The sequence below is a fragment of the Cohaesibacter intestini genome, assembly GCF_003324485.1.
Taxonomy (GTDB): Bacteria; Pseudomonadota; Alphaproteobacteria; order Rhizobiales; family Cohaesibacteraceae; genus Cohaesibacter; species Cohaesibacter intestini.
Window position 1 is genome coordinate 412,287 of the sequence record NZ_QODK01000001.1, and the last position, 13,047, is coordinate 425,333.

General features: G+C 55.7%; 10 protein-coding genes. 1 reads left to right on the forward strand and 9 read right to left on the reverse strand.

All coding sequences use genetic code 11. The features are described from left to right. Positions 1 to 237: 237 nt before the first annotated feature. From DSD30_RS01790 to DSD30_RS01805, 4 genes are all read right to left on the reverse strand, one after another. Positions 238 to 2,001: a TRAP transporter permease gene (locus DSD30_RS01790; RefSeq protein WP_114008574.1), complete on the reverse strand. Its 1,764-nt coding sequence runs from the start codon at positions 1,999 to 2,001 to the stop codon at positions 238 to 240. A 225-nt stretch (positions 2,002 to 2,226) separates the two neighbouring features. Then, positions 2,227 to 3,183, reverse strand: a complete 957-nt coding sequence (locus tag DSD30_RS01795; RefSeq protein WP_114007879.1) for a TAXI family TRAP transporter solute-binding subunit — start codon at positions 3,181 to 3,183, stop codon at positions 2,227 to 2,229. A gap of 241 nt (positions 3,184 to 3,424) precedes the next feature. Further along, positions 3,425 to 4,654, reverse strand: a complete 1,230-nt coding sequence (locus DSD30_RS01800; RefSeq protein WP_198662785.1) for an MFS transporter — start codon at positions 4,652 to 4,654, stop codon at positions 3,425 to 3,427. After that, positions 4,647 to 5,411: a DeoR/GlpR family DNA-binding transcription regulator gene (locus tag DSD30_RS01805; RefSeq protein ID WP_198662786.1), complete on the reverse strand. Its 765-nt coding sequence runs from the start codon at positions 5,409 to 5,411 to the stop codon at positions 4,647 to 4,649. Before DSD30_RS01805 ends, DSD30_RS01800 begins: the two co-directional genes overlap by 8 nt. Before the next feature lie 229 nt (positions 5,412 to 5,640). Between DSD30_RS01805 and DSD30_RS01810 the strand changes: the two genes are divergently transcribed. Next, a complete protein-coding gene (locus DSD30_RS01810) occupies positions 5,641 to 6,627 on the forward strand; it encodes a Gfo/Idh/MocA family protein (protein WP_114007881.1) in 987 nt (328 codons plus the stop codon). A gap of 81 nt (positions 6,628 to 6,708) precedes the next feature. On the opposite strand, the gene DSD30_RS01815 is transcribed toward DSD30_RS01810, so the two are convergent. From DSD30_RS01815 to DSD30_RS01835, 5 genes are all read right to left on the reverse strand, one after another. Beyond that, positions 6,709 to 7,335, reverse strand: coding sequence for an acetate uptake transporter (locus DSD30_RS01815; protein WP_114007882.1), 627 nt, complete (start codon positions 7,333 to 7,335; stop codon positions 6,709 to 6,711). Positions 7,336 to 7,691: 356 nt separating this feature from the next. Continuing rightward, positions 7,692 to 9,122 carry an alanine/glycine:cation symporter family protein gene (locus DSD30_RS01820; RefSeq protein WP_114007883.1) on the reverse strand — a complete coding sequence of 477 codons (1,431 nt, stop codon included), beginning with the start codon at positions 9,120 to 9,122 and terminating at the stop codon, positions 7,692 to 7,694. Between the two features lie 480 nt (positions 9,123 to 9,602). Continuing rightward, positions 9,603 to 11,144, reverse strand: coding sequence for a tripartite tricarboxylate transporter permease (locus tag DSD30_RS01825; RefSeq protein ID WP_114007884.1), 1,542 nt, complete (start codon positions 11,142 to 11,144; stop codon positions 9,603 to 9,605). Between the two features lie 12 nt (positions 11,145 to 11,156). Further along, positions 11,157 to 11,588 (reverse strand): tripartite tricarboxylate transporter TctB family protein, encoded by a 432-nt coding sequence (locus tag DSD30_RS01830; protein ID WP_114007885.1) that lies wholly within the window; start codon positions 11,586 to 11,588, stop codon positions 11,157 to 11,159. 86 nt (positions 11,589 to 11,674) lie between these two features. Then, on the reverse strand, positions 11,675 to 12,658 hold the full coding sequence (locus tag DSD30_RS01835) for a Bug family tripartite tricarboxylate transporter substrate binding protein (protein WP_114007886.1): 984 nt from the start codon (positions 12,656 to 12,658) through the stop codon (positions 11,675 to 11,677). Positions 12,659 to 13,047: the final 389 nt, after the last annotated feature.

Below are 13,047 nucleotides of genomic sequence, written 5' to 3' on the forward strand. Positions count from 1 at the left end.
CCGCATATTTCCCGTGCGCATGCCGTTCAAGATCTAACAAACAGTAAAAGGATTTCTGCGCAATTTTCGCAGCAGAGTCGATGATAGATGTAGCAAATAGTCCAAAAAAAACGATTAAGTCACAAGTTTATTGCTCAAAATTAAGTCTGTTGCCCATTAATTGATCCACATCAAGCAACGCAGCGGATTTATATTGCGCGTTATTGATCTTTTATTGCAGTCAACGCGCTCTCATAATCAGAACAAGGAACCGGCCACCCGTACAAAAATGACACAGAGCCCTGCCATCATCAGCACTAGACGAATGGGCAGGCGATAGGCCGAAATCAGCCCAAAGGAGAGCATTGCGAGCCCCAAACCAACCTGCAGGGCACTCACAATCGCCAGCACAGGCTCGCTGCCCAGCCGGATCAATTCGGGATTGGCAATCATGCCGAGCGGAATAATATAGAGCCCGATGCCCAGCGCCATCGCGGTTATGGCGACCTTCAGCCAGTCCTCGCCGATCATGCCTGCGGCGATGAAGACCGCACCACAGACCGGCGGGGTGATGGTGGAGATGAGCGCAAACCAGAAGACAAACAAATGGGCCTGCAAAGGCTCCAGACCAGACTGGATCAATGCTGGACCTGCCACCGACACGCAAATAACATAGGCAGCGGTGGTGGGCACCTCCATCCCCAGCACCAGACAGGCCAGAGCGGTCAACAACAAGGATGGCCAGAGCAGGCCGCCGGAGCCTGACAGGATCAGCGAGGTGATCTTGACGCCAAGGCCGGTGATGGACAGAACGCCAATGACAATCGAGGCACACAGGATGATCGAGGCGATCATTGAGACCTGGCGGGCAGCGGTACAGAGCGCCTGTTCAAGGCGTAGCAACACCTGTTTGAAATCGAAAGACAGGTGCCGATTGATCAGCAGCATCAAGGCCCCCGCCAGAATGGCCAGACTGGCCGCATATTGCGGTGTGTAGCTGACGACAAACATGCCCCAGAGCAAGACGACGAAAGGCACAAGAAAGAAGCAGGAAGTGATGATCACGTCACGCAGTTCCGGCCGGTCATCCTGCGCGATGCCTGACAAGTTGAATTTTGTGGCATAGGCATTGATGCCGATCCAGACCGCGAAGAAATACAGCAAGGCAGGCAAAAAGGCGGCGACGATGATGTCGGTATAAGGGGTCGAGGTCAACTCGACCATGACAAAGGCCCCGGCACCCATGAGCGGCGGCATAATCTGACCACCGGAGGAGGCCACGGCTTCCACAGCGGCAGCCAGTCGCTTGGGATAGCCAAGGCGGGTCATGGCAGGCAGGGTAATGGCCCCGGTGGAGGCGACATTGGCACTGGCCGAGCCGGAGATCGAGCCGAACAGAGCCGAAGAGATCACAGAGACCTTGGCTCCGCCGCCCTTCAAGCGCCCGGCAGCCGCCGCAGCGACATTCATGAAGCCCTGCCCGGCTTCGCCCGCATTGAGCACAGCACCGAAGATGACAAAGATCGCCACAACAGAGACGGACACCCCCGTCAGGCTGCCCCACAGGCCACCCTCAGCCACTGTCAGGGTGCCAAGGAAGGAGGTCAGAGGGGTTCCGGAATGGCCAAACTCGCCCGGTATATGCTGGCCGAACAGGCCATAAAGCAACGCCAGCGTTGCTACGATCGGCAACGGCCAGCCGATGGCACGGCGGGCAGTTTCCAGCACCACGATCAGTAGAGCGGCGGCGATCCAGATCTGCAAATCGCCCTCAAGCGAGCCATATTGATCGGCCAATGCGGACTCATTGAGCGCGATATAAAGGCAGGCACCGATGCCAACCAAAGCCAGAATCCAGCCGGTGACCCGTGTCACGACACCGGTCTTGGCCCCCACCCCGAGGATCAGAATCCAGGGCAAAGCCAGAGCCATATGGATCGGCCGGGAAAAGAGATTGGGCACCAAGCCGGAAAAGATCAGTCCGAGATGAAAGACAACCAGCAGGATGGCGAGGAGGACCATTGTCAGGCGAAGGGGCAGACTGTTGGCCGTCGGGGCTTGCATCATGGCGGAGTTCTCGAAATCGGGTTGGCTCTGGGAGGTGCTGTCGCACGGAACGGCAGGCGGTTTTGTGACAAATCTCGACAAAGCCGCTTGAGACTTGTCACAAAACCGTTCTGGTCACAAAGGCGCCCCTTCCGATCAGGACATCAGGAGGGGCGCATGGTGGTTGTCAGGAAGGCAGACTTACATCTGCTTGTCGGTCAGGGTGAAGCCGGCTTCCTTGTAATATTTGATCGCACCGGGATGCAGCTTGGTGGTGATGTTGGCCATCAGACCTTTATTGACACCATTCCACCATGCAGCGGCGGCACCCATTTTGGCTTTTTGCTCCCAGAAGGTCTTGGTGAGCGCATAGGCGGTGTCTTCATCCATTGCGGCCGTGGTGTAGGCAGCCACAGGCAAAGAAGTGGTGGTGATGTCCGCATCCTGACCGGCATAGGTGCCTGCCGGAATGGTTAGGCTGGTGCGCTTGGTCTTGGCGATCTGTTCATCAGACAGGGACAGGATCGTGACACCCGTTGAGGCAGCCGCTTCGACCACATTGGGAGCGGGCCAAGAGCCAGAGGTGACGAAGCCATCAATCTGACCGTTTTTAAGCGCAGCCACGGCATTGGACAATTCAACCTCAGCCAGCTTTACCTTGTCTTCAAGGCCAAACAGCTTGAGATATTTTGCCCCTTCACGCGCCCCGAATGAGCCTTTGCCGAGCAGAATGGTCTTGCCTTCCATGTCAGCAAAGGAGGCCGCACCGCTGGCTTCGCTCATGACGAAATGCATGGTCAGGCTGGGAATCGGGAACAAGCCGCGGATATCGGCAAATTTGGGATGCTCCTTGCCCTTGAACATGGCCTTGCCACCCTGAGCCAGCGAAACCATTACAGGCGGCGTGGTGAAGACATAGTCAGCGCCACGTCCCTTGACTTCCATGACATTCTGCACCGACCCCTGGCTTTCTTCCAGGGTTACGATGATGTCACCGCTGGTGCCTTCTTTCATGGCTTCGGCAATCTGCACGCCCATCTGGTAATAGGACGAAGTGGATTTCGCGGATTTGTAGGTTACACGCGTTTCGGCCTGAGCCATTGCGCTGCTCATCAAAAGAGCTGCACCGGCCAGCATTGTGGCTCCAAATTTCAGCATCTTGTCCCTCCGGTAGATCTTGTCTGGTTCTTGTTCGTGCCCAGACTAGCGAAAATCGGGAGCGCCGCAAGTCTATCGATTGAAATTGGATCCAGTTGCGTAAAAATTGTTCAATTTGGATAGCGCTTTGGTTCAAACCGTTCAACAAATTGAACAATATCTCTTCTCGCTTGCGTAGTAGAACGCAATTGGTGCGAAAATTTTTCAACAATCGGTGGAGAAAATGCGCCAACTTCTCGCCTCATCTGGAGCCATTGTCTGCTGGTGGGGCAAGCACCGGGGCGAGGATCGCAATCACCAATGCCAGCGCGGAGAGCAGCAAAAAAGCCCATCGGATGAAGAAGATATCGGCCAGCAAGCCAATCAATACTGGCCCGAGCAGCCCACCGCCATAGCCAAAGGTCGCCACTGCCGCAATGGCCGCACCGGGTGAGAGCTTGTCATCATTGGCCGCGCGCGAAAAAATCAGCGGGAAGATCAGGGCATAGCCGACCCCCATCAGAGCAAAACCGCAAAGGGCGGCGGGCAGAGTTCCGGCAAGGATCGCCAGCAGGGAACCACTGGCCGCGGCAAGGCTGCTCAACCGGGCCGCCCGTACAGCCCCCAAGCGGGTGATGATCCTGTCACCGACCAGACGCATGCCTACCATGACCACCGAGAAAGTGGCAAAGCCCAGTGCCGCGATGCCGTCATCGACCGCCGTGACCTGAACGAGGAAAATGGCACTCCAGTCGGCCATGCCCCCTTCTCCGAGCGCCGAGCAAAAGCCGATAATGCCTGCCAGTGCCAAAGCACCTTGTGGCAGTGGGAAGCGTTTTTTCTTTGCGCTGGCCGGTTTCGCTTCAGGGGTTGCCTCAGAGGCATCCGTCTTCTGTCCGGCGGCGACGGGCGATTTCCACGGGATGAGGCCGAAATAAAGAGACAGGGCCAGACAAAGGCTGGCGGCGACCAGAAAATGGAGCATCGGTTCCGCTCCAAGCCGGACTGCCACATATCCGGAGGCGGCGCCCGCCCCTGTGCCAAGGCTCCACATGGCGTGGAACGATGACATGATCGGTTTTTTGAGATAGCGCTCCACCTCGCCTGCCCACGCATTCATGCTGACATCCATCGACCCATGGGCAGCGCCAAACAGGAAGAGAGACAGGCCCAGCAGCCAGACATTGGGGGCAACGGCCAAAGCCACGAGGGTTGCGCCATAGGCAAAGGCAATCTTTTTGGTCACTTCGGCGGAGCCATACAGATCGACCAACTTGCCTGCCAGCGGGAAGGAGACGATGGCACCGGCCGCCATGCTGAGCAGCAGGATGCCAAGAAGGGATTCGCTTAATTGATGCATTTCGGCGATGGCCGGCACGCGCGAGGCCCAGATGCCATAAAGCGAGCCATTGAGAAAGAACATCGCCACGACGGCGCGGCGTGGGGTGCGCCAGCCGGAATATCCTGCAGGCTGCATGACTGTCTCAGACATGGATGATCTCCGCTCCAACCTCTTTGAAAGGCAGCATGGATGCCGCGTCGGCATCGGTGATGACGAAAGAAAGCTGATCCGGGTCAAGCACCCGATGGCGGGCCTTGCGGCCGAGCTTTTCCTTGCGGCAAATGACCGCCGTGCTGCGTGCCGCCCGAGCCATGGACAATTGCAGGGCGGCCTCGTCGCAATCATCGGAGCTCAGGCCGAAGGTATCATCAAGACCGCAAACACCAAGAAAGGCCAGATCCACCGCCATATCGGCCAAGGCCCGCTCTGCCTCTCGGCCCACAGCGACACCACCCCATTGACTGATCCGGCCCCCCAGCAGATAGGTCGGGATATCTTTGTCCAGAAGGATGGTGGCAATGACAGGCGAGGGTGTGATGACCAGCAGATCCGGCGTTGGCTCAATCCGTTCCGCCAGTTTGGCGAGGGTTGTGCCACCGTCAAGGATGAGGCTCATGCCCGGCTTTATGTGCGGCAAAGCGGCATTGGCAAGCGCCGAAACATCCCTGTCCGGGCTTTGCCGCCGTTGGCGCAGGGGCTGCAGGGGCTTGGTGGCAGGCACGGCACCGCCCCGCACCCGCTGGGCATATCCTTGTTGTTCCAGCATCAGCAGGTCACGCCGGATCGTATCCAGAGAGATGCCAAATTCACCCGCCAGATCGGCGGCCACCAGCTGGGTGCCGTCCTGAAGACGTTTGCGCAGCAAATCCTGACGCACAAGCGGATTGTTCAAGGCCAGTTCGGACATATGGCGGCTCATCCTTTGCATACACGGCCGTATTGGCTCTTCTCTACATGCATTTTTTTGCAATATTTTGCATGTTATTGCATTTTTACGCAGAATGTTGCAAGTTCTTTTTGGTCACGCGGGTCAAAGATGTCCGCATTGATGCAAGAGACAAACTGTAGTTTAGTGAGCAGAGGACTGTTTTGTCGCCACATTCGCGTTTTGGCGGATAACAGATAGGGAGAAAATAATGATCCGTTGGGGAATCCTGAGCACAGCAAAAATCGCCCGAGAGCATTTGGTCCCGGCCATTCAACAGGCCCGCAATGGCACTTTGCAGGCCGTTGCCAGCCGCCATCAGGACAAGGCCGATGCCTTTGCCCGGCAGTTTGGTATTCCGGAGGCCTTTGGCAGCTACGAGGCGATGCTGGCAAGTGACAGCATTGATGCGGTCTATGTGCCGCTGCCGACCTCGCAGCATGTGGAATGGAGCCTGAAAGCGCTTGCGGCGGGCAAGCATGTGCTGTGCGAGAAGCCGATTTCACTGCATGCCAAGGAGATCGAACCGATCATTGCCGAGCGCAACCGCACTGGTCTGTTGGCGAGCGAAGCCTTCATGGTCACCTATCATCCGCAATGGCATAAAGTTCGCGCCTTGTTGGCGGACGGGGCCATCGGCACGCTGCGGCATATTCAGGGGGCCTTCACCTATTTCAATGTCGATCCGTCCAACATGCGCAACCAGTTGGAGCTGGGCGGCGGCGGCCTGCCGGATATCGGCGTTTATCCGACCGTTACGGCACGCTTTGCCACCGGCAAAGATCCGGTTCGGGCGCGGGCCTCGATCATTCGGGATCCGAACTTCGGTACCGATATCTATGCCAATTGCCAGTATGATTTTGGCAGTTTCGACATGACCTTTTATTGCGGCACCCAGCTGGCAGCGCGTCAGGTGATGGTGTTCCATGGGGACAAGGGCTTCATCGAAGTGACAGCGCCTTTCAATGCCGACCTTTATGAAGCGGTGGATGTTTGCCTTTACAATGCCAGCCATTCCGAAGTGCAACGCTGGAATTTCCGCGGCATCAATCAGTATCGCGAAGAAATCGAGACGATCGGCGATCATCTGGCAGGAAAGACCAAGGAAATTTTCAGCCTTGAAAGCTCGGTCATCAATCAGGCGGCGATCGACGCCCTGTATGAAGCCGACCTCACCGATGGCTGGGTGACAATCTGACGTCAGCAAGCCACGGCTTGCAAAGAAAAAGGGCATTTCCTTTTCAGGAAATGCCCTTTTGTTTTTCCGTAAGGGATCAGCTTATTCAGCCGGAGCCATTGGAGGCTTTTTGCTCTGACCGAGCAACTCGGCTGGATGATTCTGTACCCACGGCTTGCCCATTGGCAGAATTTCGTGGCCATAGACATCCTTCAGGATGGCGCCGATCATCATGTACCATGCGCCGAAGGCACAGCCGATCAGAACGAAGGCAGCAACGGTGTTCATCACTGGGAAGCCAAAGTGGCCAATATCAAGCAGGATGAAGCCAGCCAGCAGCAGCGCGAAAGTGGTTGCCATGGCGCCGTGGACACGGATCGCACCCATCATCATGAAGACGGTGTAGATGGTCCAGGCAACGAGGAACCAGCCAATATCGGTGGCCGAGCTTGCGAAAACGCCATAATGGTTGCCCATGAAGATCAGGCACAGGGCGATCCAGAATGCACCATAGGAAGCGAAGGCACTGTAACCGAAATGGTTACCCGTTTTCTGCTCCTGGAAGCCAGCAATCATCTGGGCAAGACCGCCATAGATGAAACCAACCCAGACAACAGGGCCGGTTTCAATCAGGCCGAGATTGTGGATTTGCAGCAAGAAAGTGGTAAGGGCAAAGCCACCCAGACCGACAACGGCAGGGTTTGCATTGATAGCACCTTTAGAAGACATGTCAGATACTCCCGCTTGTAAAAGCTTTGTCTGTCTGAGGTAATTCACGTTAAACTTTCGTCTGAATACCCAGTTGAAACGAAAGAGACAACCTGTCTTTTGGAAGGTGTTTTTGTGTGTTTTCAGTATTTCATATGGCTTAATACTTAAAATCTTCCCTCTTTACCTAGGTAGATACACTTGTTTTCAAGAAACCTAGCCATTATGCCAGTCGATTTTTCACAGCAAAAAGCGCCTTGCAACGTTTCAAATGCTGCTTTTATGCGCTTTTTCCGGACCTTTAAAGCAACAACAAAGCCGGGATCCATAGGATCCCGGCTTGCACATTTCATCACACTGGTCTGAGATGACCCGACTTACTTGCCGCTATATTCATTCCATGCGGTGCGATCAACATTGAGATCGGGGAACTTGTCCGGATCAAAGACCGGACGCTCGACGCCCGCTTTCAACTGATCCCGGAAATCCTTCAGGATTCGCAGGCAAGTCGGCAGCAGCATCATGATCACCACAAGGTTGACCACGGCCAGCACACCCATCAGCGGATCGGAGAAGAAGAAGACCGAGGTCGCACCCGGTGCAACAGCCCCAAGGAAGACAACGCAAACCACCAATATGCGCAGGATCGTCAGAGAAGCCGCACTTGAAGTGATGACGGTCAGTGCATTCTCACCCAGATAGTAATTGTAGATGATGGAGCTGAAGGCAAACAGCAGGATCATCAGGGAGAGATAATATTGCGACCATTCACCGAGATGGTAAACCAGAGACTGCTGGGTGAGTACCACACCGTCGATATTCTCCGCACCCGGCACATAGACATTGCCCAACAGAATGACAAAGGCAGTGCAAGAGCAAATGAAAATGGTATCGATGAAGACCGACAGCGACTGGGTGATGCCCTGACTGATCGGATGGCGCACATGGGCCGTTGCAGCGACGTTCGGTGCAGACCCCAGACCGGCCTCGTTGGAGAAGAGCCCACGGCGCAGCCCCTGCGCAATCGCGGCCCCCATGCCACCGCCCACGGCTTCCTTCAGACCAAAGGCATTCATCACGATGTCGGTCAGGATCCGTGGCACTTCGGTGATGTTCAACACGATAACAACGAGTGCCATGGTGATATAGCCTACGGCCATGATCGGGACGACAACGTCGGCGGCTTTGGCGATGCGCTTGATGCCACCAAAGACAATGAAGGCAGTCACGATGGCGAGACCTGCACCGGTGATGTAGCGGCTGATGCCTACGGAATCGACCAGAGCACCGGCAACCGTGTTGCCCTGGAAGGCGTTGAAGCCAAAGCCAAAGGCGGCAATCAGGCAGACACCATAAAGGACCGCCAGCCAGCGATAGTTGGCCCCGAGACCAAAGATGATGGAACGGGCCGGGCCGCCACGAAAATGCCCGTCGGGCTCGCGTCGCTTGTAAAGCTGGGCCAGAGAGCATTCAACAAGGCTGGTGGCCATGCCGACCAGAGCAATGGCCCACATCCAGAAGACCGCCCCAGACCCGCCAAGGGTGATGGCCACGGCCACACCGGCAATGTTGCCGCCACCAACACGCCCACCAACGGACAGCAGCAGGGCTGCGCGTGCGGTAATGGCATTCGGATCTGCGGACTGGTTCTTGCCAGACAGGACCCGGAACATGCGACCAAAAAACTCGAACTGGACGAATCCGGTCAATGCAGTGATGAAAATACCAAAGACGACCAGAAGCGGGATCAGAGACCACCCCCAAGTGAGATCGCCGATCAGGCCGAAGAAGCTCTCAATATATTGCATGTTTTACTCCAAATGGTTCTGCTGGTCGGGTGGCCTTTTTCACGCCTTTGTTGACCCTGTAGGCAGATCATATTGGCGCAAGGATTTGCCGGCTCTCTTGACCAGCCAACAGCAATCAACATTCCATCCCGCTCACACCCCAACAATGTGTTACGAGACGATGACCAAACCTAAACAAAATCTTAAGGTCGCGCCTTACCAAAGTTTAACAATGCACAAGCCTTTGCCCTTTTTTTTGGCAAAAACCCGCTAAATGGCTGCAAAATTGGGCAGTAATTTCGAATATATTGGAGCAATTGCGGCGACGGACTGTCGCGCATGAGCCAGAACTAGGAATTTGTTCCTTTTATTGATCGCCCATAAAAAAGGGCCTGCACATACGTACAGGCCCCAATCTGACTTGCCAAAATCCAGACGGCTTGCGGCCCAAAGGGAGCCGATCGCACGTCTAATTCGGGATATCACCCCTGATTTGCTGGTTTAGGGTGCAATCTCTTCTTCTGCTTCTTTGGCAAGCTTCTTCATTTTCTTGGGCAGGATGCGACCGACGAAGATCGGCAGAACGAAGCCGATGACAGCCACAGCCCAGAGGCTGAGTGACAATGGGCTTTGGAACAGCACCGACCAGTCGCCATCCGAGATGGTGACCGCGCGACGCAAGTTCACTTCCATATTGTTGCCCAGCAGAACGCCCAGAATCACAGGCACCAAGGGCACATCCAGCTTTCTAAGCGCCCAGCCAATGATGCCGAACATAACCATGATGGTCAAATCGAAGCTCGACCCGGCAATGCCATAAATACCGACAAAGCTGATCATGGCAACCGCAGGCATCAGGATCCGCGGCGGGACCAGCAGGATGCGGATGAAGATCCCGACGAATGGAATATTCAGCAGCAACAGGATGATGTTGGCAATGAACAAAGCCGCAATCAAACCCCAGACCACATCCGGATTGTTGTTGAACAACAATGGGCCGGGGGTGATGTTCAGGGCCAGCAGAACGGCGAGCAGCACGGCCGTGGTGCCGGAACCGGGCACACCAAGCGCCAGCATTGGCACCAAGGCACCACCTGCGGCAGCGTTGTTGCCAGCTTCAGGCGCAGCAACACCGCGAGGATCGCCATTGCCGAAGGTACCATCCTTGTCGCAAATGCGCTTTTCCATCGAATAGGACAGGAAAGAGCCAAGCGACGCACCGGCACCGGGCAGAACCCCGGCAATGAAGCCAACGATCGTCGAGCGGATGGTTGGCATGATGCTGCTTTTCATGGTCTGCTTTGACGGGGTCAGGCGACCCAGTTCGACCTTTTTGCCTTCCACATCAGACGCACCGTGACGATGCTCGATGAAGATAAAGACTTCAGAGAGGGCAAACAGACCGACGATGGCAACCAGGAAGTCGATGCCGTCGTAGAAATGAACCATGCCGAAGGTAAAGCGCGGCACACCGGTCTGGGTGTCAACGCCCACCATGGCGAGGCCAAGCCCGAGCATCGCGGCGAGTGCGGCTTTGCCCTGGTTTTTCGACGACACACCGCCAAGGGTGGCAAAGGCCAGCACGAACAGGGCGAAATATTCCGCAGGCCCGAAGGCCAGAGCGATTTTCACCAGCTGAGGTGCCAGCAGAACCAGCCCGATCGTGGCCATGAAGGAGCCGAAGAAAGACGCGAAGCCGGAAAGGGCAAGCGCTTCACCACCACGTCCCTGCTTGGCCATCGGATGGCCATCGATACAAGTCATCAAGGCCGGTGCATCACCGGGAATGTTGAGCAGGATCGAGGAAATACGACCGCCATACATGGCGCCATAATAAACCGATGTCAGCAGAATCAACGAGGGCGTGGCACCAAGACCAAGGGTAAAGGCCAGCGGAATGAGAATGGCAACGCCGTTCGAGGGACCAAGACCCGGCAGGGCCCCCATGACGGTGCCCAGAAAGCAACCCAGCAGAGCCAGAAGCAAATTCTGCCATGTCATCGCAACCACGAAGCCATCGGCAAGCGAGGAGAAGGTTTCCATCAACAGATCTCCTTAGAAGCCAAGTGGACCCTTGGCCAGCGACAGGCCAAAGATGAGGTGGAAGATGACATAGATGCTTGCAGAAATCGAAATCCCAACGATCACGGACTGGATCGGTGTGGACCCCAGACGCCAGGTCAGGTAGGCCGATGCGACAGCGGTCGAAATGGCAAAGCCAACAACAGGCAGCAGTTCGGCATAGGCAAGCATCACGACGAGCGCGGCGAAGATTTCAGCCAGACGCTTGACATTTGGCCAGTCCGGCTCGGAATCCGGTTTGAGGATAATCGAGAGGCTGGAAATCGCCAAAATCGCTGAAATGATCAGCGGAAAGGCCTTTGGGCCAACCGAGTCGGACAAGAAACTTTCCTGAATCTGCAAGGCAGAATAGGCAAAGAGTACTGCTAGCAGGAGCCCCACGGCTCCAAATATACGATCACTCATGATCCCCTCATATGGGTAGAAAGAGCGGCGGGAGACCACGGCGGGTCACGGGGCACACCCCGGACACCGCCGCAGCAAGGTTGGGATTAGCGGATAATGCCAATGTCCCGGGAGATTTTCTGAATGGTGGCGACAGATTCGCTAACGAATTTCTCGAATTCGGCACCCTGCAGATCCAATGGCGCCAGGCCATTGTTTTTCATGACGGCTTTCCATGCGTCAGACGCATAGAGTTCGTCAATTTTGGCAACCCAAGCTTCATACGCTTCGTCGCTCATGTCTTTTGGAGCATAGAAACCGCGCCAGTTGGCACCAATCGCATCAACGCCCTGTTCCTTGGCGGTTGGGAAGGCAGCATAGTCGCCATCAAGACGCTCTGGGGACAGAACGGCAATCACGCGAATATCGCCGGAATCAACAAAGCCCTTGGCTTCGGAGATGTCACCGGAGAAAGCCTGTACGGAGCCAGCCAGCAGCTGGGTAACCGCTTCACCACCACCAGCAAAGGCGATGTATTTCACTTTGCGAACATCTTCAATGCCAGCCGCATTGGCTGCAATCAGGACCTTGAGATGGTCCCAACCACCCACGGCGGAGCCGCCGGCGACAGCGATGGAAGCCGGATTGGCTTTCATTTTTTCGAGCAGCTCAGGCAGGGTCTTGATGTCACTTTTTGAAGACACGGCAATCACGCCATAATCAGCGCCGATCGCACCAACCCAGCGAACCTGATCCATGGTGTTGCCTGGATAGGCACCCTGAGCCAGACGGGTTGCCGTTGCAGACGAGGCTGCAATGATAAGATCATTGTCATCACCGCGCTTGTTGACGACTTCAGCGTAAGCCACGCCGCCACCGCCACCGGAGAGGTTGACAACCTGCATGGTCGATTTGATCAGGCCAAGATCCTGAAGCGACTTGCCCACCTGACGGCAAGTGAAATCCCAACCACCACCTGGGTTGGCTGGCGCGATGCATTCCGGGCTTTCAGGTTCGAACGCTTGAACAGAGGCTGGAACAAGGGCCAGACCCGCGACAGCAATCGCTGTGCGAACGATTTTCGAGATCATGTGAATTCCTCCAAATTCGGCCTGCCTTCAATGGCATTGGCCATCTCACAAAGGAATACGTTACGTTGCGAGCCTGTCACCAAGCTGACATGCTGCAAGGTCACCGGTTCCAAGCGGGTCAACGCTTTTGGCGTAAATCTTGGGAATCTTGTCCCAAATTCGGTTAGACTTTGATTTAGTTCGATTTTTCGGAATTTCTTTCGATAGATTTCAGGCGTCAGCAATGATCGAAAAAAAAACATGTTCCCTGTTGGAATCTTTTGCCTCCCCCCCCTTGCCGCCCGTGCAATATGTCAGGGCCCCCACCGTCAGAGTGCAACTTGCTTTGGATTTCGCAAAAAGGTGCTGTTTCGCAAACGACCAAAAGCCACGTATAGTGGCTGCTTGAT